This window comes from Marinobacter sp. OP 3.4 (assembly GCF_036224885.1).
Lineage (GTDB): Bacteria > Pseudomonadota > Gammaproteobacteria > Pseudomonadales > Oleiphilaceae > Marinobacter.
The window spans coordinates 65380-87724 of sequence record NZ_JAVVLT010000125.1; the positions used below are offsets into that span (position 1 = coordinate 65380).

The window sequence follows — 22345 nt, forward strand, 5'->3', positions numbered from 1 at the left end:
CCCCCCCCCTCTCCCTAACCCTCTCCCTCCAGGGGAGAGGGGAGGGAGCCGAAGGGGCCGGCGAGGAACGTGTCTTTAATCTGAAACAACGGAAACAGACTATGGCCATCAAGAAAATGACCGATCTGGATCTTGCCGGTAAGCGGGTGCTGATCCGGGAAGACCTGAACGTACCTGTCAGGGACGGCAAGGTGAGCAGCGACGCACGCATCCGTGCCTCCCTGCCCACCATCAAGGCGGCACGGGATGCCGGTGCCAAAGTCATGCTGATGTCCCACCTGGGTCGCCCGGAAGAGGGAGTCTACGACGAGGCCTCTTCCATGAAACCGGTGGCGGAGCACCTGTCCGGAGCGTTGGGCCAGGAAGTCCGGTTGATCAAGGACTATCTCGAAGGCGTCGAGGTTGCTGACGGCGAGGTGGTGCTGTTCGAGAACGTCCGGTTCAACAAGGGCGAGAAGAAAGACGACGAAGAGCTGTCCAGAAAATATGCCGCCCTGTGCGATGTGTATGTAATGGACGCCTTCGGCACGGCACACCGGGCCCAGGCTTCCACCCATGGTGTCGCGAAGTTTGCCCCCGAGGCCTGTGCCGGTCCGCTGCTGGCGGCGGAGCTGGAAGCCCTGGGCAAGGCCCTGGACAACCCGGCGAAGCCGGTGGTAGCCATCGTGGGCGGCTCCAAGGTATCCACCAAGCTGGATGTGCTAAATGCCCTGGAAAAGGTCTGTGACCAGATCATCGTGGGCGGCGGCATTGCCAATACCTTCCTGGCGGCGGCCGGTCATCCGGTGGGCAAGTCCCTGTGCGAGCATGACCTGATCGATACTGCGAAAGAGATTGCCTCCCGCGTGGAGATTCCCCTCCCGGTTGATGTGGTGGTTGCTCCCGAATTTGCCGAGAACGCCACCGCCACGGTGAAGAACATTTCCGATGTGACCGGCGACGACATGATCCTGGATGTTGGCCCGGAAACTGCTGGAGAGTTTGCACAGCTTCTGAAGAATGCCAGGACCATTCTCTGGAACGGCCCGGTCGGTGTTTTCGAGTTCGACCAGTTCGGTAACGGTACCAAGGCCCTGGCCAACGCCATCGCCGAGAGTGATGCCTTCTCCCTGGCGGGTGGTGGTGATACTGTCGCCGCAGTTGACAAGTATGGTGTGGCCGACAGGATCTCGTATATTTCCACCGGTGGTGGCGCCTTCCTGGAGTTTGTGGAAGGCAAGACGCTGCCAGCAGTAGCTGTATTGGAAGAGCGGGGCGCCTGACTAGGGTGCCAGCCGCCAGGGTGCGGTGAGGCTTTCCGGGACACGCCGTGGATCCGTCCATGGAGGCTCTTCAAAAACGTCCCTGTTTTTGAAGGTCCCGGAAAGCCTCCCCCCACCCTGGCTCCGAGACAACGCGACCGGCTTCAAAGACACATATTCATCAAGGAGAAAACCCATGGCCCTGATTTCGATGCGGCAACTGCTGGATCATGCCGCCGAGCATGGTTACGGTGTACCCGCCTTTAACGTGAACAACCTGGAACAGATGCGCGCCATCATGGAAGCGGCGGACAAGACCGATTCCCCGGTGATCGTCCAGGCTTCCGCCGGTGCCCGCAAGTACGCCGGTGCCCCGTTCCTGCGCCACCTGATCCTGGCGGCGGTGGAAGAGTTCCCCCATATCCCGGTGGTAATGCACCAGGACCATGGCACCAGCCCGTCCGTATGCCAGCGTTCCATCCAACTGGGCTTCAGCTCGGTGATGATGGATGGCTCCCTGGGTGAAGATGGTAAGACCCCCACGGAGTACGACTACAACGTGGATGTCACCCGTCGTACCGTCGACATGGCCCACGCCTGTGGCGTGTCCGTGGAGGGCGAACTGGGCTGCCTGGGTTCCCTGGAAACCGGTCAGGCCGGTGAGGAAGATGGCATCGGTGCCGAAGGCACGCTGGATCACAGCCAGATGCTGACTGATCCGGAGGAAGCGGCGGACTTCGTCAAGAAAACCCACGTGGACGCCCTGGCCATCGCCATTGGTACCAGCCACGGGGCCTACAAGTTCACCCGTCCGCCTACCGGCGACATCCTGGCCATCGAGCAGATCAAGGCGATCCACGCCCGTATCCCGGATACCCACCTGGTCATGCACGGCTCCAGCTCCGTGCCCCAGGACTGGCTGGAAATCATCAACCAGTATGGCGGCGAGATCCCGGAAACCTATGGTGTACCGGTTGAGGAAATCGTCGAGGGCATCAAGCACGGCGTGCGCAAGGTCAACATCGATACCGACCTGCGCCTGGCCAGCACCGGCGCGGTGCGTCGCTTCCTGGCCCAGAACCCGGCCGAGTTCGATCCCCGGAAGTTCCTGAAGGAAACCATGAAAGCCATGACCGAGGTCTGCGTGGCCCGTTATGAGGCCTTTGGCACCGCCGGCAACGCCAGCAAGATCAAGCCGATTAACCTGGAGCGGATGTTCGAGCGTTATGAGGCGGGTGAGCTGGACCCGAAGGTCAAGTAAGTCTTACGGAAAGCGGTAGCAAGGCCCCTCGTCACGCCTGTGGCGAGGGGCTTTTTGCTGTCTGGGCCTCTACCCAGCGGTCCAGCATGCTGGTGGCGTCATCCACGGTGATCAGTTCCATGGCGCCCTCGAACTCTGCCTTGGCGCCCCAGCGGGCCTCGTCCACGGTCTTGCCGGTGAATTTCTGGAGTGCTTCCGGATAGCGGTTCACGCACCACTGCAGGGAGTTGTAGGGGCCGGAACGATTGGGATTGCTGGCGGCAAACAGCCCCAGCACATCCGTACCCATGGCGCTGGCAATGTGGGCCGGCCCGGTGTCGGGGGCCACCACCAGGTCGGCGCCAGCGAGCAGGGCGGTAAGTTGCTTGAGGGTGTCCTTGCCACAGATGTTGTGGGGGCTTTCCTCCATGGCCTGTTCAATGGCGGTGCAGTATTCCGCTTCGAAGGGGGCTGGACTGCCCACCAGGATGACCTTCATGCCGTGTTTCCGGATAGCGTGGTCGGCCAGTTTTGCATAGCGCTCAGCGGGCCAGTTGCGCAGGATATGGCTGGCGCAGGGGCTGATCACCAGGTTTCGTCGATCGTTGGCCAGGTGGCTGCGGGCAAAGTCGTGGTCCCCCTCGTCCAGCGGTATCTCCCAGCGGGGCGGGGCCGCCGCCAGGCCCAGCGGCTCCAGGTAGCTGGCGAGGCAATCCCGGACATGCTGGTGTGGCGCCGGGGCGATGCGACGGTTGATGAACAGGCTGTGCAGGTCCTTGCTGCGGGCCTTGTCATAGCCGATTCTCAGTTTTGCCGGAATCACCGCCGCAGCGAGGTTGGCCCGGAAGGCGACCTGCATATGCAGCAGGGCATCGAACCGACGTCCCTTCAGCTTCCGGCGAAGATCCCGATAACCTTCCCAGCCGGCTTTCTTGTCAAAGATGATGAATTCGACGCCGGGCAGGTCGCCCACCAGTTTGGCCTCGATCTTGCTAATGATCCAGGTGATCTTCACGCCGGGAAGCTGTTCCTGGAGGCTGAGAACCACCGGTACGACGTGGGTGACATCCCCGATGGCGGAAAGGCGGAGTATGCAGATAGAGTTGATCAATGCCGGTCCTGAGCAGTTTCTGAGTCGGTTTGCTGGAGCGCCTGGCGCGGGTCTTGCTAAACTTGCGCCCATTCTAGCCCACTCCGGCGCCCGGCGTCTTTCCGGGTCACCGGGTAGGGCCGTTTACAGGTTTGATAGATGCTTGTTGTGAACCCTGCCTATAAGGCGATTACAGAAGACTGGTTTGATCCGGAGCACTGGGGACGGAACGCCCGTCCGGTGTCGACGGGAGGCCGGGGCAGTGCTTGGTTTGTCGACAGCGACCAGGGGGGAATGGTGCTCAGGCACTACCGCCGAGGAGGGATGATTGCCCGGTTCTCGGACCGAAGTTATGTCTTCACTGGCTGGCGACGTACCCGTTCCTGGAGGGAATACCAGCTACTGAGCCATCTGTATAGCCAGGGGCTTCCAGTCCCCGAACCCGTAGCCGCCTGTTCGGAGAGGGCGCGCGGCTTGTGGTATCACGCGGCTATCCTGATCCGCCGCATTGAGGGCGCTGTACCTCTGCCAGAGGTGACAAACCTGACTGACGAGGCTCTCTGGCGAGAGGTGGGTGTAATGATCCGCCGCTTCCACGATGCCGGCCTGGACCATGTCGACCTGAACTGCGACAACATCCTGGTGGCGGGGAAAAACGTGTATCTCATCGATCTGGATCGATGTCGATTGAGGCCCGGAACAGCAGGCGGGCGATGGCAGCGGGCGAATCTCCAGAGGCTGTGGCGTTCCGTCGTCAAGCGCATGCCGAAGGTTACAGAAACACAACGTGATAGCCTGTGGAAATCCCTCGTTGTGGGGTACCATAAGCGTCCCCCAGCAGGCCCAGAGTCAGGAAAAATCGTTCTATGATGAGGTATCCGGCATCGATGGTTTTACCGGAGGTTGAAAACAGGAATAACCGATACCTGTCATGGGTTGCGGTATTTGCCGTTGGTTCATTCCTCTCGTTCTATGTACTGACACCCTGGGCCTACGACTTTGGCCCGGCTTTGCTGCTGGCTCTGACGTTCCTGTGCCTTGGTTTCCAGTGGAGACAGCTCCGGGATCATGTTGACCGGGACAGTCTGTGGTTCCTGGCCGCTTTCGGCTTCTATTTTGTCTCCCAGGTCCTGGTCCTTATGGTCCACGGGGAGGATATTTCGGAGTTTGACCTTTCCTTCCGCTATCTGGCTGCAGGCTTGGTACTGCTGTTTTTGCTGGTCAATCCCATCAGGGCCTCCCATATTTTCATGTTTGTCGGCATTGGAGGCCTGCTGACGGGCGGTTACACGCTATATCTGGCTCTCGTTGAAAATTCAGTACGTGTGAGGGCCTTTGACAACCCGATCCACTATGGGAATGGGGCGCTGGCCTTGTCATGCCTTTGTCTGGCGGGCTTGCTGTGGGGCCTGCGAGCGAAGCTGGGGTATCTGTGGGCTACTTTATTGGCCCTCGGCTTCGCGGGCGGGGTAGTAACTTCGGTGCTTTCAGGTACGCGAAGTGGGTGGGTGGCCATTCCGGTCGTGATAGTGCTGCTGTTTGTGGTCTATCGGGACCGCATGCCATCCACCAGGCATTGGCTGACTTGGTGTATCCTGGCGGTGGTTGCGTTGCCGGCCTGTTTCGCCCAGGTAGATGTGGTTGAGAGAAGAATGTGGACGGCTGGTGATCAGGTCCATCGATATTTCGAAGATGGACTAAACAGCACTTCCGTCGGGCTGCGCCTGGACATGTACAAGATCGGGTTGGTGGCGTTCAGCAAAAACCCCCTGATCGGGATAGGACCAACAGGAACTGAAGCCCTAACGGACGAGCTTGTGCAGAGCGGGGAAATACATCCCCGGGTGGCAAAGTCTCGTCACCTGCACAACCAGTATATTGACAACATGGCCAGGTATGGAGTGGTTGGTTTGGTGGGGTACCTGGTGTTGCTGCTGGTGCCGTGTGCGTTATTTTTCAGAAAGACCCGTTCAGAGGTGCCCTCGGTACGGGCCATAGGGCTTGCGGGTGTGCTGTTTTTGGGGCTCCATGGTGTAGTCAACCTTACCCAGAGCATGCTTGAGCGTAACATGGGCGTCATGATGTTTGTTTTCGTCCTGGTGTTCCTGTGGGCGGCACTGAAACAGGAAGAGCGGCTTGCGGACCGGAGGTTAGAACCGGTAGCGTCGACTGCCTGACCAGGCGAAGGCAATGGCCGTCACTTACCAGGAGAGCTAACATTGTGGCGATTACATGTTTCCTGCCCTGTCGCAAAGGCAGCGAGAGGGTTCCCAAGAAGAATATCCGGCCGATCGCTGGTTACCAATACGGTCTGCTGGAGATCAAGCTGAACCAGCTGTTATCCAGCCGGCGGATTGACCACATCATTCTGTCTACCAACGACCCGGATGTGATTGCCTATGCCCGCTCCGTCGACAGCCCCAGGCTTGAGATCCGCACCCGGGCCGACGAACTGGCTTCAAGTAGCACCAGTACCGACCAGCTGATTGAATATGCCGGAACCCAGGTGGAGGAAGGCGATCTGCTGTGGACCCACGTTACCTCCCCGTTTCTGACGGCCCGGCACTACGATGACATGATTGAGACGTACCTGGCGAAGCGTGAAGAGGGCTATGATTCCCTCATGTCCGTTAACGAACTGCGTGGATTCCTCTGGAATGACACCGGGCCGATCAATTACGACCGTAATGTTGAAAAGTGGCCCCGTACCCAGACCCTGGAGCCGCTCTATGAAATCAACAGTGCCGTATTCCTGGCGCCCCTGGAGGTTTACCGGACCCGGAACGACAGGATCGGCGCCGAGCCCTACAAGTACGTGCTGGACAAGATCCAGGGTTTTGATATCGACTGGGAAGACGATTTCCTGATGGCTGAGGCGATGCTGGCGGCCGGCGTTGGAAAAACCGGGGTTGAGACATGAGCAACGACAAGCTGACGTTCCTGGACTGCACCCTCCGGGACGGCGGGTATTACAACGACTGGGACTTCGAGCCCGGTCTGGTGGAACGCTACCTGGATGCCATGTCGTCGGCGGGTGTCGACGTGATTGAAATGGGGTTGCGTTCACTTCGCCAGGAGGGCTTCCGGGGGGCTTTTGCCTATACCTCGGACGAATTCCTGTCGGGGCTGGCGCTGCCCGAGTCCGTCACCATTGGCGTGATGGTCAATGCCTCGGAACTGGTGGGGCACGGGGATATCGCCCGGCGTCTGTCGCCATTGTTTCCTGCGGCCTGCCAGGATTCCCCGGTGGACCTTGTCCGCATCGCCTGCCATGTCCACGAGTTCGAGGAGGCGCTCGAAGCCAGTCACTGGCTCAAGGAGTGGGGCTATCGTGTGGGCTTTAACCTGATGCAGATCGCCGATCGCAGCCAGGCCGAGGTTGAGGCCCTGGCCCGGGCCGCCGCCAGCTACCCCCTTGATGTCCTCTATTTTGCCGACAGCATGGGCAGTATGGACCCGGAGCAGACAGGCCGTATCGTGACATGGTTACGGAGTCACTGGCATGGTGCGCTGGGTATCCATACTCATGACAACCTGGGTATGGCGCTGCAGAACACGCTTTCGGCCCTGGAGAACGGAGTGACCTGGGCTGATGCCACGGTGACCGGGATGGGACGTGGGCCCGGCAATGCCAGGACCGAGGAACTGGCCATTGAGGTTGCCCATCGCCGGCGTGATCCGGTGTCCCTAGTACCGCTGATGAAGGTGGTGCGGCAGGACTTCCGACCGATGCAGGAACGCCATGGCTGGGGCACCAATCCCTTTTACTACCTGGCGGGAAAGTACGGCATTCACCCCACCTATATCCAGGAAATGCTGGGGGATTCCCGCTACAGTGAAGAGGATGTCCTGGCGGTGATCGAGCACCTGCGTATCAATGGCGGCAAGAAATTCAGTTTCGACACCCTGGATACCGCCCGGCATTTCTACGGCACCCGTCGTGGTGGCACCTGGAGCCCCGGCGAACGGTTGAAAGACCGGGAGGTGATGCTGCTGGGCACGGGGCCTGGTGTTGCCCGGTATCGCAGTGCCATCGAGAGTTATATCCGTCGGCACCGGCCGGTCGTGATAGCGCTGAATACCCAGGCCGAGGTTGCCTCGGAACTGATCGACCTGAGGGTCGCCTGTCACCCTGTTCGCCTGTTGGCCGACTGCCAGGCCCACACGGCCCTCCCCCAGCCCCTGATAACGCCCTGGTCAGTACTGACGGATGACCTCAGGCAGGCGCTGTCGGGCAAGGATATCCTGGATTTCGGGCTCTGGGTTGAGCAGGGCACCTTCGAGTTCGGAGAAACATCCTGTACGTTACCCACCTCCCTCGTGGTCGCCTATGCTCTGGCCATCACGGCCAGTGGTGATGCATCCCGGGTGTTGATGGCGGGGTTCGATGGTTATAGCGCGGACGATCCCCGGACCCAGGAAATGAGGGAACTGCTGGCCCAGTACACCAGTACCCCCGGGGCCCGGGAGCTGCTGGCGGTCACGCCGACCCGCCATGAATTGCCGGTCCGCTCCATCTTTTCCATGTGACAGGCCCTGACGGCTGAACAACGACGGGTTCACGACGCATGCTACATCGACTTCTCTACCGCAGGAAACGGCGCGACCGCTGGTGGCGTTTTCTGGTATTGAAGGATGCCTATATTCGAGACGAGAATGGGCCGGCGCTGGCTTCCGGTCAGCATGGTGGTTTACCGTGGGCGTTCAAACGCTTCGGTTATGCGGTGCCCCCTTCGCTGTCCAGCTTCTGGGCCGTACTGGTATCAAGGGGAGCTACCCGGTGTCCCGAACTGACCCGTGAACACCTGGAAGACCTCCAGTCCAGGGCCCGGGAGTTGAACCCGGAAGCCTTGCCCTCCATGGCCTGGCTTGACCTTTTCCGACTGTGCATTGGTATCGGTTTCTTCGAGAGCGCACGGATTCTGAGGGAGAAAGCCCTCGACCGGGCACTCATCGATGCCGGGGGCGCCACCGCCGGTCTCGGTCAGGTGACGCTGGCATGTTATGCGGAGATCGAGCGCGAGCGGTTCGACGAGGCCCGATCAATGCTTGAGCGGATGGCTTCCCTTGGATGCGCTCAGCGTCGGCTGGAACAGGCCCGTTGGTATGTCTCTCTGATGTCCGGTGGGCCGATCGATCCCGATGCCGCGCGCGTTTGGGTATCTTCTGCAGATCTGGCTTTCGGGGACACCATCGCCGGCAAGCGCGTGGCGCTGGTGGGGCCCGTTGCCACCGAGGCTGACCATGGTAGCGAGATTGACCAGCACGACCTCGTGGTCAAGTTCGGGTATCGGGGTGGGAACCAGGGGCGCGATCCGCGTACACAGGGTGAGCGGATCGACATTTCCTACTACAACAACACCCAGGCCAGGGCCCTTTCCAGGTCCGACTATGAGGCCGTCATCTCTACACTTCGCTGGGGGGTGTGTAATAACCGCAAGGGCTCGTCCTTTTTTCCCGACACCGTGCCAAACCTTCGACTTCTGACATCCTTGCAGTGGTTCCTGCCTGATACTCATCTCAACGCAGGCCCCAACGCCGTGATCGACATGCTCAGGTTCGGGCCCGGGGAGATTCGTATCTTCAACACGGATATGATGTTGTCTGCTGGCCGGTTTGCGGGGTATCGCCAGCCCAATGACAAGCCAACCGATTACACCCGCTCCTTCATCAAGACCCATGACCCCATCCTCCAGTACCAGATCATGCGGCGGCTGTGGAAGTGCGGTTACATCAAGGGGGATGACCGGTTTGAGGAGGTCATGGCCATGGGCCTGAGTGGCTACCTTGAGGAACTCCAGAAAGCCTACGGAGCGGACAGCTGTGCACTGTTCTGAAGAAAGGGCGTCAGGTCGGGCATGCCACGACGTGCCAGCGGTTTCTCCAGGGTTGGTGGTGAGCCGTGGCTGAGTCCTACCATCAAAAACCGTGGTATCTGGTGTCATCCCTGGACAGGGGGGGCAGCATTGAGTTGATGGAGGCGGTCCTGGCAGGGGATCTGGAACGGGAGCAGGTGTTCCGCGACAACTGGCGGACCCTCAGTGCCCAGGTCCGTTTTCATGACCAGTCGCTGCTGCTCAAGGTGCCCCGTGCCCGTAATGGTCGTCGTTGGGAGCGTTTGCTGACCTGGTTTCGGGGCAGTGATGCGGTACGCTCCTTCCGTCACCTTGAACAGATGGCAGCAATGGGGTTCGGCGTGCCGACGGCGGTGCTGGCGTGCGAGCGCCGCGAGGCCGGATTCGTTACCGATTCCTTCCTGTGCTATCGCTTTGTGGAGGGACGTCGGGCGGGAGTGGACGATGCGCCGCAGGTATTGGCGGCCTTAAGGGATCTGCACCAAAAGGGCTATCTCCGTACCGACGCCCAGATCGCCAACTTCCTGGTTTCTGGTGACAGAATCGTCTTTATCGATTTCCGGCTGAAGAAACCCCGGTTTCTGCCCGCCCTGCAGAAGGCCCGGGAACTGGACCGGTTTATCCGCAGTTGTCCGGAAGCCCGGGCCTCCCTGACACCCGGTGAGGCATCGTCCCGGTGGCTGTGGCTGGCCAGCCGGCTGGAGGACGCCGGCTTTGCGGTCAGGCGCTTCAAGCGGCAGTTCCGGGATCGTAGAAAGCGGCGAAAGACGGGGCAGGACCGGTGAAAACAGTAGGGGTGTGAGTCAATCATGAAAAAGGCGGTGCTGTTCTGTCCCTCCAAGGTGTGGGGTGGAATCGAGAAAAATGTACGCCTGCGGGCCCGTTTCCTGGGGGAAGGTGGGGTGCAGGTCACTGTGATCCTGCTGAAGGGGTTCTTCGCCGAGCGCTTTGAAGGGCTTGAGAATGTCTCGGCGATTGAGGTGCCCTCCCGGGGTGGTGATTTCAATCTCGCGGTGGTGGCCAACTATGTAAGGATCCTTCGCCGCATTCGTCCCGATGTGGTCTTCGCTGCCCTGAAGAAGGACTGGTGGCTGGTGTCCCTGTCCGCCACGCTGGCGGGCGTGGAGCGGATTGTCCTGTACCTGGGCATCGCCCGCCGGGTGAAGAGCCCGGTCAAGTACTTCGCCATATTCCGGTGGATGAAAGCCATCCTGATGGTGAACAGCGACTCCCTGAAGCAGGAGATGCTGAAACATCCCCGGTTTTTCGACGACAGTAATGTGGTTCGCGTGTATAACGGTTTCAGCCAGCCTGGGCAAACCCCGGAGGGACTGAATTTCCGGGCCATGTTCAACCTGCCCGAAGACGCGGTTATTGTCGGATGCGCCGGTCGATTCAGCCCCATGAAGGGCTTTGATCAGTTGCCTGAGGTGCTGGCCCGTCTGCCGGACAATGTGCATGTGGTCCATGCTGGCGAAGGGGAGTTCGAGCAGCAGATCAAGTCCGCCATCCAGGCACGGCCGGAATCCTCCCGCATTCACTTTCTCGGCTACCAGCAGGATATGGACCGGTTCTTTGCGGGCATCGACCTGTTCCTGTTGTGCTCCCGGAATGAGGGTATGGCGAATGTCCTCAACGAGGCCATGAGTTACGGCAAGCCGGTGGTGTCCACCCGTGTGCCGGGTAGTGAGGAACTGTTGGGGCACGGCAAGTACGGCATCCTCGTCGAGGTGGACGATGTGGATGCCATGGCCGCCGGTGTTCGTGCGCTGGTGGATGGGGATCGACAGTTCGATCCCATGGCGCTGCGACAGTGGATCGACCGCGAGTTTGGCATGCACCGGATGGTGAAAGACACCAACCGACTGTTCTTTGAGTCACCAGTGACATGAGTCAGCGGACCGGTTTTCAGGCCGGCATTCATCTGACTGACCAGTGAAGGGTTTGCTTTGGCACTAAAATATCAACTCAGGGCCTTCTGGATCGACGGCTACAATCGCCTGAAATACGGTCCGCAGGCGCCCCGCTATGCCGAGCGGATATGGGTTCGCCCGTCCGAATGCCAGCGGTATATCGAGGCCCGGGACCTCACCGACCGTCTGGGAGGAAAGGTTCGCCAGATGTCCGGAAAGGTTGTCGCCGACTGGCCCCGGGACCTTGAGCAACCCTTTGCAAATCACCCCAAGCTCACCTATTGCTGGGCCCACTGGTGTGATGGCAAGGACTGGCAGGAAGCGGGTGCCATCGATTTCCTGCTGGGCAAGATCGCCGTATCGCCCACCGGCGTTACCGACCAGTGCCGAACCCCCGAGGAAGTCTGGAACCGCTACCGTACCCTTGACCTGATCTGGGAGGGTGTCAAGGCCCAGGGCCGTTTCCCGACCCGTCAGGACCTTGACCCGGACAATTACCGTGAGGTGGGCGGTATCCTGGTCCATATCGGGCCCGGTGGTGAGCCCATTTTTTCCGGCGCTGGCTGTCACCGCTTTGCCATGGCCATGTTGCTGGATGCCCCGTTCCCGGCCCAGATCGGCTGTGTGCACCCGTCGGCCCTGGAAAAACTGTCACGGTTTCGGTCACCCGGGTAAAGTATGGCTTCGATACATGACAGGATGGTTTCACAGGGGGACATCAATGGCTGATCTGGCCCGTTACATGACCTGGGTCTTCGACTGCGACGGGGTGCTGCTGGATTCCAACCGGGTCAAGACAGAGGCCTTCTACCAGGCAGCGGAGCCTTATGGCCCTGGCCAGGCTGAGGCGCTGGTGGACTATCATGTCCGTAACGGGGGCATCTCCCGGTATGTGAAGTTCAGCACTTTCCTGTCCGATATTGTCGGACGGTCCCGGGCTGATGGGGACGAGTTACAGCAATTGCTGGATCGTTATGCCGGTCTGGTGGGTGAGGGTCTGCGCCAATGTGCCGTGGCGGATGGGTTGATGACCCTGCGTCGCCTGACCGGGAGCGCACGTTGGCTGGTGGTATCCGGCGGTGACCAGGAGGAACTGCGCGGCGTCTTCGCTGATCGCGGGCTTGCGGAGCTGTTCGACGGTGGCATTTTCGGCAGTCCGGACACCAAGGATGAGATACTGGCCCGGGAATGGGAAAACGGTGGCATCCTGCATCCGGCCGTGTTCGTCGGTGACAGCCGCTACGATATCGAGGCGGCCACACGGGCCGGGCTGGATTTTATCTTTGCCCGCCGCTGGAGCGAGTCGGACCATGATTTCAGCCAGGCCACATTGACTGTCGATGGCATCGATACGCTTGTGCAGCGCTTTGGCCAGACGTCTGAATAGCCAATGGAGTCAGGGGATGGAAGTTGAATCCCGGTAACGTAAAACATAACGTACGGTTCATCATATTGGGCGCTGGCAAGCCTTTCCAGGGCGATCAGCACAGTGTGTTGAGGGGCGCGACGGGACGAAGCCGGGTGCTGGACTGGCTGTTGAACGCGGTGGCCGAGTTTTCCCCGGAAGTGCATTTTGTCGGTGGTTACCAACTGGAGGAAGTGGCGGAGTGCTATCCGGACCTGCACTACTCCGTCAACCCCAACTGGGCGTCGACGGGTGCCGCTGCATCGCTTCTGGAAGCGCCCCTGAACGATCGTGATGTCCATTTCGTGTCGTTTGCCGATGTCCTGTACCGTGCGTCAGCGGTACGTGCCCTGAACAGCGTGGAGTCTGATGTCGCCATCCTGGTGGACAGCCAGTGGCGGTCACGCTTTGAGGGGCGCTCGTCTGACGATCTGGATCGCTGCGAGAAGGTAAACCTGCATGGCTCCCGTGTGACCCGGCTGGGCCGCGACCTGTTGCCGGAGATAGCAGACGCGGAATTCGTGGGCCTGATGCGACTGTCTCCCCGGGTGGCCGGGTACATCGACCAGAACCGTGAATCATTCCCGGACACTATTCGGCTTGGCAGCCTGTCGCAGTTCGTGGAGCTGCTGCGGATGCGGGGATTCTCGGTGGAGGCCGCGGATGTGGCCGGGGACTGGGCGGAGCTGAATGAACCCGATGATCTGAGCCGGTTTGTGCTGGGCACCAAGGCCCAGACCCTGTATCGCCTGCAGGGCATGCTCAACCGCAGCCGCATCGAGGACCAGGTCAGCTTTACCGTCGCGGAATGGGGGCAGGCCCGGGATCGGATCCTGTCCGACATCCATCGACGCCTGGCAGACGGTGATGCGTTGGTGGTTCGCAGCAGCGCCCTGTCGGAGGATGGCTTCGGGGTGTCCAATGCGGGCGCCTACACCAGTATCCTCAATGTGAATCGGCATGATGCGGATGCGCTGAGTCGTGCCATTGCCGAAGTAATCGCCTCTTATCCCGACGGCCACCCGGATAACCAGGTGCTGGTGCAGCCGATGCTGAGGGATGTCACGGCCAGTGGTGTCGCCTTTACCCGGGTGCTTGCCACGGGCGCGCCTTACTACGTCATCAACTACGACGACACCACCGCCAGTACCGAATCCATCACCAGCGGTGCCAGCCGGGAACACAAGACCCTGTTCCTGCACCGGGACGCGCCGGACGGCCATCCGGCGATACCGGACAACCTGGTGGGGCTGCTGCCGGCACTTCGGGAAGTGGAAGCGTTGCTGGATTTCGATTCCCTCGATGTGGAATTCGCCATGACCCAGTACGGGGGCATCCACATCCTGCAGGTTCGCCCGATCGCGGTCCAGCACGAGCTGGACTCCAGCGATGCGGCCAGGGCCGCTATAGACCAGGCAGTGGCCCGTTTCCAGCAGTTGTCGGTTCCAGGCCCCTTTGTGGTGGGGGAGAGCCCCATGTTCGGGATCATGCCGGACTGGAATCCGGCCGAAATTATCGGAACGCGGCCCGGGCGGCTGGCCGCCAGCCTGTACCGGTTCCTCATCCTGGACGATGTCTGGGCCAGGCAGCGTGCGGAATATGGCTACCGGGATGTCCGGCCCCAGCCGCTGCTGACCCTGTTTGCCGGGCATCCCTATATCGATATCCGGGCCAGCTTCAACTCCTTTGTTCCGGCGTCCCTGGATGATGGTCTTGCCGCCCGCCTGGTGAGCTTCTACCTGTCGTGGCTGGCCCAGCGTCCCCAGTTGCATGACAAGGTGGAGTTCGATGTGGTACCCACCTGCTATGCCCTGGATTTTGACCACTGGCGGCGGCGACTTGAGAAGCATGGTGGGTTCGGGGCGGATGAGTTGTCGGCATTGGCCGACGGGCTCAAGGATATTACCCGGGGAGCCTTCCGGCGTACCCCCGCTGACCTGGCTGCTGTTGATACTTTGCAAGAACGGTTCTCGGTGATCAGCAGCCGGCCGCTCACGGACCTGGATAAGGCGGCGGCCCTGCTGGAGGATTGCCGTCGGGTCGGGACGCTGACCTTCGCCCATCTGGCCCGCAGTGGCTTTGTGGCGGTCACCCTGCTGCGCTCGGCGGTGACCATGGGGATACTGTCGCAGGCGGCTGTCGACGATTTCCTGAACACCATCCGCACCGTTTCCCACCGGTTTACCGAAGACGCCGCGAGTGTGGCCCGTGGCGAGATGCCGTTTGAGCAGTTGGTGTCAGGCTACGGTCATCTGCGACCGGGCACCTACGATATTACCTCTGCCAGTTACGCGGACGATCCGGAGCGCTACCTGCGGCCGGTGGTTGACCGTGCCCAGGCCTCACAGACGTCTCATCCCGGGGACTCCGGCGCCTGGGCGGCGGAGCGGCAGGACTTCTTCGGGGCCCTGGCCGACGCCGGCCTGCCTTCCGATCCGGAGGAAGTGGAGACCTTCCTGCACGGAGCCATTGAGGGCCGGGAGCTGGCCAAGTTCGAGTTTACCCGCTACCTGTCCCGGGCTCTGGACTGCATTGCCGGTTTTGCCGGGAGCCATGGCCTCTCAAGGGATGACATGGCGCAGGTGCCGCTTGAGGACCTGCTTGCCTGTCGCGCTGGCGATCCCGGGGTGGCCGACCCCCGACGCTGGTTGCGGCAGCGTGCGCAGGAAGGTTCTGAAGCGGCCCGAACCACAGCGCTGATAGAACTGCCCCCGCTGATCAGGTCCCGCGATGATTTTTACGGGTTCCTATATGCGGACAGTCACGCCAATTTCATTGGCAGCCAGCGGGTGCTTGCGGAGTGCGCCGATCTGCGACAACTGACCGGTGACGATCGGGCTGTCGACCTGAGCGGTTGTATCGCCCTGATCCCCCAGGCGGATCCCGGCTACGACTGGCTGTTCGGTCACAACATCGCTGGCCTGGTCACGATGTACGGTGGCGCCAACTCCCACATGGCGATCCGCGCCGCCGAGTTTGGCCTGCCCGCCGCCATCGGTATCGGGGAGGCACGCTACCTCGGCCTGGCGGGTGCCTCCGTGCTGGAACTGGACCCATCCAACCGTCGCCTGGAGGTGGTTCGCTGATATGCGTATTGGTATCACCCAACGGGTAGAAGTGGTGGAGTCCTATGGCGAACGCCGTGATTGCCTGGATCAGCAATGGGGCGTGTTCCTGGAAGGGCTGGGGCTGACGGCGGTACCGGTTCCCAATGGGCTGGCACATCCCGTCGCATGGATGGACGCCATGGGCGTTGGGGGCATATTGCTGACCGGGGGAAATGATCTTTCCTCGTTACCGGGCGCAGGCAAACCAGCGCCGGAGCGTGATCACACGGAAGCGTCGTTGCTTGCCGCGGCCAGGGAACGGGAGATACCGGTGCTGGGAGTCTGCAGAGGCATGCAGATGATCAACTACTGGCTGGGCGGGCAACTGGAGCCCGTGGAGGGCCACACCGCGGTGAGGCATGGCCTGAAGCTGTTGCCGGGGGCGGTTGATTTTATCGACTTCCGGGAGGTGAACAGTTTCCATGACTGGGGTATTTACCCGGATGGTCTGGCCAGTGGGCTGACGGCCCGGTGCCTGGCTCCGGATGGCACGATAGAGGCTTATACCCATGATACCCTGCCATGGGCTGGTATCATGTGGCACCCGGAGCGGGAGACGCCTTTCGCCGGTCCGGACCAGCAACTATTCCTGCAAGTATTCAGAGAGCGTTTATGCAGACACTGATCCTGGCGGCGGGGCAGGGAACCCGTCTACGCCCCTATACCAACGACCGGCCCAAGTGCATGGTAGCCCTGGCCGGGAGGCCGCTGCTCCATCACCAGATGTCCGCCATGGCCGCCTGTGGTGTTCGCGAGAACATTACCGTGATTGGCGGTTATCGCTCTGACGACCTGGATACCCTGCAGGCCGCTCTGGTACTCAACCCCCGGTACGATGCCACCAATATGGTGCTTACCCTGTTCTGCGCCCGGGACCGGATGATTGACGGGGAAGACCTGCTGATCAGCTACGGGGATATTGTCTACGAACCCAAGGTGCTTCAGGCGGTGCTCGACTGCGACGCGCCGGTTTGCCTGGCGGCTGATCGGGAGTGGAAACGGCTCTGGCAATTGCGCATGGACGAGCCCCTGGACGATGCGGAAACCTTCCGCATGGACGGTCAGGGTTACGTCACGGAACTGGGGCGCAAACCCGGCAGCTATGATGAGGTCCAGGCCCAGTACATGGGGCTGATCAAGATCCGGGGCGACCAGGTGGCGCGGTTCAGGGCGTTCTTCGACGAACTGGACCGGTCCGCGACCTATGACGGCAAGGACTTCGACAATATGTACATGACCAGCCTGATCCAGGGCATGATCGATGCCGGCTGGCCGGTGAAGGCCTGCCTGGTGGACAACGGCTGGCTGGAAGTGGACACGGCGGACGAACTGGAGGCCTACGAGGCCATGGCGGCCTCCGGAGATCTGGATGCCTACTGTCTGCTGGAAAAACCCTGAGCCGACCGTGATGCGCCTTTGCTACTCCGGGAGGTTCGCCCGCAACTCCCGCAGGCGGTCCACCAAGGGACGGTAACCGGCCAGGGTCTGCTGGATGGCATCCGTCTGGCCGATGCCGATATTGCGGGCTGACTCGTGGGCTTTGAAGGAAGCCCCCGCCACCTGTTCCGGCTCCATGCCCAGGAAGCGGCACACCCGCGTGGCCTGCCGGTCGTGATCTTCCACGAACGCCTCGAAGCTCACATTCAGCAGCCTCCCTTCCGGCAGCATCCGCTGCAACTCCGCCAGGGCTTCCAGCTTGTTGGCAATGCCCTTGAGGACATAGGCCACGTCATCGGTTTCGCTGTCGTCGAAGGCCGGGTCGGATTTCCGCTTGCCAATCTTGCCCTGCCGGACCACCTCCGCAAACTGGTCTTCCGGGTCCCGGTGGACCACAACCAGTCGGTAGGGTTCAAAAAAACCTGGCCAGGTGTGCTCATGCTTTCCCACCCAGATCGGCTGGTTCCAGACGACGGCCCTGCGGTCTCCGGCGATTCTCTGGCCCACGGCCTGCAGCCACTGGTTCCAGGCGGTGACGTCATCTGGCTGACCGGATCGGGCCAGTTGTTGGCGGTACTGTTTCAGGTACGTCAGCTTGAGTTGCTGGTGGAACACCTGATCCTTCAGGGCCATGCTGGCGGGGTTCTGGTTGCCCCGCTGTTTCCACCAGGCTGCCGGCAACTTGCCGAACGCCGTCTCCAGCCAGATGCGGCAGGCCAGTTTACGGGCCTCGGCCACGGTGTCTGCCTCCAGCATGGTGCCAAGCCGCCCTTGACGTTTGAAATCCGTGAACTCGCCCTTCGGGACATGGCATTCGGGGTGTCCTTTAAGGTAATCCACCACCGCGCCGGAGCCGGACCAGTAGATGCCTGCAACCAGGACGTTCAGGGGAATGGGAGCGAGTTGGTTCATGGGGCTGTCACTTCAGGTTCAGACAGGAAAGCGTCGGTCACCACATCACTGCGGAACGGCGCCAGCCACTCGTCCTGTACCGTGATGGGGAGTCGGGCCACCGTGGATTCCAGGCCCGCCGCCAGGCCTTCCACGGTAGCGGGCGTCAGGAACTGCTCCAGCTCGCCACGGAACACGAAGCGGACCCCGCCCCGGCTGTCCGTGGAGAGGATCGGTGTGCCACAGGCCAGTGCCTCAGTGAGTACGATGCCCAGCCCTTCATACTCGGAGGCAAGTACGAACAGGTCTGCCCGCTTCATCCACGGATAGGGGTTGGCGCGCTTGCCGGCGAAGAAGACGCGATCGGCTATGGCCAGACTGCGGGCTTTCTGCTCCAGTTCCTGGCGCAGTGGTCCCTCCCCGACGATGACCAGTTGGTGGGGGATATCGGCCCTGGCGAAGGCTTCCAGCAGCAGCGCCTGACCTTTCTGGGGAACCAGCCGGGCGACATTGATGATATAAGGGGTGTCCGGAATGTCCGGATCCGTCTGCTCGGCCTGGGCGCGGATCTGCTCTACCGGGCAGGGGTTGGTGATGACGCGAAGGCTTCTGGGCGTGATGGCGCCTTTCGAGAAGGCTTCCCGGGCGGAGTCCTCTACGCCGGAGGAGACGCACACCAGGTGCCGGTCCTGGAGCACCAGTTTCCACTCCCACCGCTTCTGCCACAGGGGGCTGTCATAGTGGATAACGTTCTCCAGGACGTAGGTACAGCGGTCGTCCCGGAACGACCAGAAGTACTTGAAGGTGCCCAGGCCCCGGAAAATAATCCGGTCAAACCGACCATGCTGCTGTTCAAGCTTGTGGATATGGCGTTTCAGCAACCAGCCCTGGAGCCATCCCACCCACATGAAGTGGGAACGGGGCAGTATCACGCCAAGAAACAGGCGTGACAGCAGGAAGACCGGAATACCGACCACCGACTTCATCAGTTGCTGGAACTGGTCCCAGTGGTGCAGGGTCACCCGGCTATCCGAAGGGTTCAGGTCGTTGGGACGGTTGCGGCAGCTCAGCAGGTGGCTGTCATGGCCCTCGCTGGCGAAGGCATCCGCCAGGTTGACGGCAACCCGTTCCATGCCGCCCATCTTCAGGCTGTGGATGACCACCAGGGTCCTCATGGAGCGGGAAGGGGTTGGGCGATCAGGCATCGGGGCGGGACTTCTCAATACCGTTTTCCGCCCAGAAGGTGCGGTGCTCCTTCACGGCCTTGCGGATAGCCCGGTTCTTTTCCCAGATCTCCGGCTTCGAGTAGCCCCGGGCGTGATCCAGGTGCAGGCATACGGTGCTGTAACGAATCTGTTTGGACTTGTGGCCGTAGTTCCACAGGCGTTCACCCAGTTCCCGGTCCAGCCCGCCGTACTGCATATCCTCATTAAAGCCGTTGACGGCCACCAGGTCGCGGGTCCAGGTGGAGCTGTTCATGCCATTCCAGCTGGCGGCGGCCGGCGTGACGGCATTGAGCAGTTTCCGGAAGCCCTGTGACGGGGATAGCTTCCACAGTTTATGGTTCTTGGGCTGGCCGTTGGTCACCAGCCATTGCGGGTCGAAGATGACCGCCGAGCGGATATCCTCTTCGCTGATCTTCTCCGACACCGGCATGGTGAGCTTGATGTAGCCGCCGGACAGGAAGTGACCGGGTTCCGCCAGGCGTCGGTGGGTGGCGATGAAACCGGGTTCGGGGATACAGTCGCCATCGGTGAAGATCAGGTAGTCGCAGTCGGTTTCCCGGATCGCCTTGTTCAGTATCTGGCATTTGCGAAAGCCCTGGTCCTCATGCCACACGTGGTCGATGGTGAGGGTGCCACGCTTGCGGAAGCGGTCGATCAGCGCCCGGGTATCCTCGGTGGAGCCGTCGTCGGCCACAATCACCCGAAAATCCGGGTCGGTCTGGTTCTCGTAGCCGATCAGCACCTTCTCCAGCCAGGCCGGGGAATTGTAGGTGGTGATGACGACGCCGATGGACTGGGGCGTCAGGTCGTTAGCTGGCATATCAGTCGCTGTCATGGAAACCGGATGCGTTCAGTGGTCGGAAACAGTGACACAGTATACACACGGGCGCCTGCCCATGCCTGTCCGGAAAAATGCGGAGCGTCGTGGGCTGCGTGACTTGCTGCCTCGCAGACTCCCGGCCTTATTTGCATCGCTTGGTGGGGTTGTAGGGATTGATTTCCCCGGGCGTGCGATGGCGAAAACGCTTGTATTCCCACTGGTACTGCTCGGGAACTTCCCGCACGCATTTCTCCACCGATAGGTTCAGGGCCGATACGGCTTCCACGGAATCACGGCTGTCGATGCCCGGCTCAGTGGGCCGGATGACAATGCGGAAGCCTTCACCGTCCTTGAGACGCTCGGCGAAGGTGGTAAAGGCGGCGGCACCGGACTTGGCGATCATCTTGGAGGCCAGGGTCATGGTGCGCACATCGATGCCGAAGAAGGGGCCATAGGCGTAGCCGCTGTTCTTGTGGGGGCTCTGGTCCGGCAGGATACCGGCAATGCCGCCACCCTTGAGGATGCCCACCATCCGCGCCAGCCCCCGCCGGTCCCCACGTACCAGGACCGATCCCGCACGTTCGCGGACGCGGATCATATAGTCCTCGAAGTCGGGCAGGTGCGGCGGGCTATACAGGGCCGCCATGCGGTAGCGGGTGGAGAAATAGATGCCCGCCAGTTCCCAGTTGCCCAGGTGGGGCGCCAGCAGGACCACACCCTTGCCGTTCTCCAGGGCCTGATCAATCAGCTCCAGGCCTTCCACGTCCCGGATCAGGGCCATGCACTTTTCCACTGGCCATTCCCACATCAGCGGGATTTCCATGTAGGTTTGCCCGGTGTGGCGCAGGCTCGAGCGGATCAGCCGGTGGCGTTGTTCGGCGGACAGTTCAGGGAAGCACAGGTCGATATTGGCGGTGGTGACCTTCTTTGAGCGGGACGGGAACCACCAGCTCAACGTACCCAGGACACGGCCAATACGCTGGGCCATGTGCAGTGAGAGTCTGCCTGCCTGGCGCAGGGCAAACACGGCGAGTGAGGTTCTGTTAATCGCCATAGTCGTGGGGGTGATCCTTGGGCGGAAACGGCTGAAGGGAAGCTACCACCAATGCCCGGGGGCGGCAAGTGGGCCCCCTTTACCTGCCGCCGTCCGCAACGATGTTACGACTTGCCGTAAAAATCCGGATCGTCGCGGTTGGGCCGGGTCTTGAAGCGGCGATGCATCCACAGGTACTGGTCCGGCTGGCGGCGGATTTCCTGCTCGATGGTGGCGTTCACGCGGGTTGCATCAGCCAGTTCGTCGCCGGAGGGGAAATCTTCCAGTGCCGGGTGGAAGTAGATGTCGTAGCCGGGACCATCCTCCCGGCGGAAGTGACTGAACGGCATCACCGCGCACCCACTGCGCTCGGCAATGCGGGATGTGGCGGTGATGGTGCCCGTGGGGATGCCGAAGAAGGGCGCGAAGACTATGCCCTTGCGACCGTAGTCCTGGTCCGTGGCGTACCAGACCGCGCGGTTCTGCTTGAGCCGTTTCAGCAGCCCGCGCAGGTCCTTGGAATCGAGCACGGCGCCGTAGCGCTTTGCCCTGGCCCGGGTCATGACCGCATTCATCAGGGGGTTGTTATGGTCCCTTTGCATGACATCGGCATCCATGACCTCGGTGGCCAGGCTGCCGCCCATTTCCAGGGTGCTGTAGTGGCCGCCCACCAGCAGGACGCCCTTGCCGCCCTCCAGGGCGCGGTTCAGGTGTTCAAGGCCGTGGACACGGGTGATGTCCTTGAGGTCGGCCATGTCCCGGAACCAGCCCAGCCCGATCTCCATCATGCCGATGCCATTGGCCCGGAACGACTTTCGCACCAGGGCCTGTTGCTCCTGTTCGGAAAGCTCCGGGAAGCAGCGCCGGATATTCACCTCGGTGATATGGCGGCGCTTGGGGATGAAGCGCCAGGCCAGGTTCCCCAGGAGTCTGCCCACGCTCCATTGCCAGCGGATTGGCAGCCGGGACATCAGCCACATCATCGCGAGGCCGATCCAGGTGGGCCACCAGCGGGGATGCCGGTAGTGGCTGTAGTCGAGATCCCTTTCCTGCTTACGGTGTTTGCGTTTCACGATGGTTGGACTAC

20 protein-coding genes are annotated in these 22345 nt (G+C 61.3%); 14 read left to right on the top strand and 6 right to left on the bottom strand.

Annotated elements, in window-relative coordinates:
• Positions 1-101 precede the first annotated feature (101 nt).
• Complete coding sequence (locus RO069_RS21905; RefSeq protein ID WP_328190369.1) at positions 102-1262, top strand: phosphoglycerate kinase; 1161 nt, start codon at positions 102-104, stop codon at positions 1260-1262.
• Positions 1263-1437: 175 nt separating this feature from the next.
• Complete coding sequence (fba, locus tag RO069_RS21910; RefSeq protein WP_328190371.1) at positions 1438-2502, top strand: class II fructose-bisphosphate aldolase; 1065 nt, start codon at positions 1438-1440, stop codon at positions 2500-2502.
• A gap of 31 nt (positions 2503-2533) precedes the next feature.
• On the opposite strand, the gene RO069_RS21915 is transcribed toward fba, so the two are convergent.
• Positions 2534-3589, bottom strand: coding sequence for a glycosyltransferase family 9 protein (locus tag RO069_RS21915; protein ID WP_328190418.1), 1056 nt, complete (start codon positions 3587-3589; stop codon positions 2534-2536).
• A gap of 141 nt (positions 3590-3730) precedes the next feature.
• Between RO069_RS21915 and RO069_RS21920 the strand changes: the two genes are divergently transcribed.
• The 12 genes from RO069_RS21920 (at position 3731) to RO069_RS21975 (ending at position 17249) form a co-directional block, all read left to right on the top strand.
• Positions 3731-4441, top strand: a complete 711-nt coding sequence (locus RO069_RS21920; RefSeq protein WP_328190372.1) for a 3-deoxy-D-manno-octulosonic acid kinase — start codon at positions 3731-3733, stop codon at positions 4439-4441.
• Positions 4438-5748, top strand: coding sequence for an O-antigen ligase family protein (locus RO069_RS21925; protein ID WP_328190373.1), 1311 nt, complete (start codon positions 4438-4440; stop codon positions 5746-5748). The genes RO069_RS21920 and RO069_RS21925 overlap by 4 nt, the downstream gene beginning before the upstream one ends.
• Before the next feature lie 44 nt (positions 5749-5792).
• Positions 5793-6491: an acylneuraminate cytidylyltransferase family protein gene (locus RO069_RS21930; RefSeq protein ID WP_328190374.1), complete on the top strand. Its 699-nt coding sequence runs from the start codon at positions 5793-5795 to the stop codon at positions 6489-6491.
• A complete protein-coding gene (locus RO069_RS21935; protein WP_328190376.1) occupies positions 6488-8101 on the top strand; it encodes an aldolase catalytic domain-containing protein in 1614 nt (537 codons plus the stop codon). Before RO069_RS21930 ends, RO069_RS21935 begins: the two co-directional genes overlap by 4 nt.
• A gap of 38 nt (positions 8102-8139) precedes the next feature.
• Positions 8140-9408 carry a hypothetical protein gene (locus RO069_RS21940; RefSeq protein WP_328190377.1) on the top strand — a complete coding sequence of 423 codons (1269 nt, stop codon included), beginning with the start codon at positions 8140-8142 and terminating at the stop codon, positions 9406-9408.
• A 65-nt stretch (positions 9409-9473) separates the two neighbouring features.
• A complete protein-coding gene (locus RO069_RS21945) occupies positions 9474-10211 on the top strand; it encodes a hypothetical protein (protein WP_328190379.1) in 738 nt (245 codons plus the stop codon).
• Positions 10212-10235: 24 nt separating this feature from the next.
• Complete coding sequence (locus RO069_RS21950; protein ID WP_328190381.1) at positions 10236-11318, top strand: glycosyltransferase; 1083 nt, start codon at positions 10236-10238, stop codon at positions 11316-11318.
• Between the two features lie 57 nt (positions 11319-11375).
• Positions 11376-12014 carry a hypothetical protein gene (locus RO069_RS21955; RefSeq protein WP_328190382.1) on the top strand — a complete coding sequence of 213 codons (639 nt, stop codon included), beginning with the start codon at positions 11376-11378 and terminating at the stop codon, positions 12012-12014.
• 46 nt (positions 12015-12060) lie between these two features.
• A complete protein-coding gene (locus RO069_RS21960) occupies positions 12061-12726 on the top strand; it encodes an HAD family hydrolase (RefSeq protein WP_328190384.1) in 666 nt (221 codons plus the stop codon).
• Between the two features lie 134 nt (positions 12727-12860).
• Positions 12861-15830 (top strand): PEP/pyruvate-binding domain-containing protein, encoded by a 2970-nt coding sequence (locus RO069_RS21965; RefSeq protein WP_328190385.1) that lies wholly within the window; start codon positions 12861-12863, stop codon positions 15828-15830.
• Between the two features lies 1 nt (position 15831).
• On the top strand, positions 15832-16476 hold the full coding sequence (locus RO069_RS21970; RefSeq protein WP_328190387.1) for a gamma-glutamyl-gamma-aminobutyrate hydrolase family protein: 645 nt from the start codon (positions 15832-15834) through the stop codon (positions 16474-16476).
• Positions 16464-17249 carry a phosphocholine cytidylyltransferase family protein gene (locus tag RO069_RS21975; RefSeq protein WP_328190389.1) on the top strand — a complete coding sequence of 262 codons (786 nt, stop codon included), beginning with the start codon at positions 16464-16466 and terminating at the stop codon, positions 17247-17249. Before RO069_RS21970 ends, RO069_RS21975 begins: the two co-directional genes overlap by 13 nt.
• A 21-nt stretch (positions 17250-17270) precedes the next feature.
• On the opposite strand, the gene RO069_RS21980 is transcribed toward RO069_RS21975, so the two are convergent.
• The 5 genes from RO069_RS21980 to lpxL form a co-directional block, all read right to left on the bottom strand.
• The gene (locus tag RO069_RS21980; RefSeq protein ID WP_328190390.1) at positions 17271-18200 is read right to left on the bottom strand and encodes a sulfotransferase; all 930 of its coding nucleotides are present in this window, start codon (positions 18198-18200) and stop codon (positions 17271-17273) included.
• Positions 18197-19384 carry a glycosyltransferase gene (locus RO069_RS21985; protein WP_328190391.1) on the bottom strand — a complete coding sequence of 396 codons (1188 nt, stop codon included), beginning with the start codon at positions 19382-19384 and terminating at the stop codon, positions 18197-18199. The genes RO069_RS21980 and RO069_RS21985 overlap by 4 nt, the downstream gene beginning before the upstream one ends.
• Complete coding sequence (locus tag RO069_RS21990) at positions 19377-20225, bottom strand: glycosyltransferase family 2 protein (protein WP_328190392.1); 849 nt, start codon at positions 20223-20225, stop codon at positions 19377-19379. The genes RO069_RS21985 and RO069_RS21990 overlap by 8 nt, the downstream gene beginning before the upstream one ends.
• Before the next feature lie 142 nt (positions 20226-20367).
• Positions 20368-21279 (bottom strand): lysophospholipid acyltransferase family protein, encoded by a 912-nt coding sequence (locus RO069_RS21995; RefSeq protein ID WP_328190394.1) that lies wholly within the window; start codon positions 21277-21279, stop codon positions 20368-20370.
• Between the two features lie 104 nt (positions 21280-21383).
• Positions 21384-22331, bottom strand: a complete 948-nt coding sequence (gene lpxL, locus RO069_RS22000) for an LpxL/LpxP family Kdo(2)-lipid IV(A) lauroyl/palmitoleoyl acyltransferase (protein ID WP_328190396.1) — start codon at positions 22329-22331, stop codon at positions 21384-21386.
• Positions 22332-22345: the final 14 nt, after the last annotated feature.

Bases quoted from the DNA above. Each gene is read 5' to 3' on its own strand.
- RO069_RS21985 (WP_328190391.1), bottom strand. From the start codon at position 19,384: ATGCCTGATCGCCCAACCCCTTCCCGCTCCATGAGGACCCTGGTGGTC.
- RO069_RS21935 (WP_328190376.1), top strand. From the start codon at position 6,488: ATGAGCAACGACAAGCTGACGTTCCTGGACTGCACCCTCCGGGACGGC.
- RO069_RS21975 (WP_328190389.1), top strand. From the start codon at position 16,464: ATGCAGACACTGATCCTGGCGGCGGGGCAGGGAACCCGTCTACGCCCC.
- RO069_RS21920 (WP_328190372.1), top strand. From the start codon at position 3,731: ATGCTTGTTGTGAACCCTGCCTATAAGGCGATTACAGAAGACTGGTTT.
- RO069_RS21995 (WP_328190394.1), bottom strand. From the start codon at position 21,279: ATGGCGATTAACAGAACCTCACTCGCCGTGTTTGCCCTGCGCCAGGCA.
- RO069_RS21980 (WP_328190390.1), bottom strand. From the start codon at position 18,200: ATGAACCAACTCGCTCCCATTCCCCTGAACGTCCTGGTTGCAGGCATC.
- RO069_RS21960 (WP_328190384.1), top strand. From the start codon at position 12,061: ATGGCTGATCTGGCCCGTTACATGACCTGGGTCTTCGACTGCGACGGG.
- RO069_RS21905 (WP_328190369.1), top strand. From the start codon at position 102: ATGGCCATCAAGAAAATGACCGATCTGGATCTTGCCGGTAAGCGGGTG.
- RO069_RS21970 (WP_328190387.1), top strand. From the start codon at position 15,832: ATGCGTATTGGTATCACCCAACGGGTAGAAGTGGTGGAGTCCTATGGC.
- RO069_RS21940 (WP_328190377.1), top strand. From the start codon at position 8,140: ATGCTACATCGACTTCTCTACCGCAGGAAACGGCGCGACCGCTGGTGG.
- fba (WP_328190371.1), top strand. From the start codon at position 1,438: ATGGCCCTGATTTCGATGCGGCAACTGCTGGATCATGCCGCCGAGCAT.
- RO069_RS21950 (WP_328190381.1), top strand. From the start codon at position 10,236: ATGAAAAAGGCGGTGCTGTTCTGTCCCTCCAAGGTGTGGGGTGGAATC.
- RO069_RS21925 (WP_328190373.1), top strand. From the start codon at position 4,438: ATGATGAGGTATCCGGCATCGATGGTTTTACCGGAGGTTGAAAACAGG.
- RO069_RS21990 (WP_328190392.1), bottom strand. From the start codon at position 20,225: ATGCCAGCTAACGACCTGACGCCCCAGTCCATCGGCGTCGTCATCACC.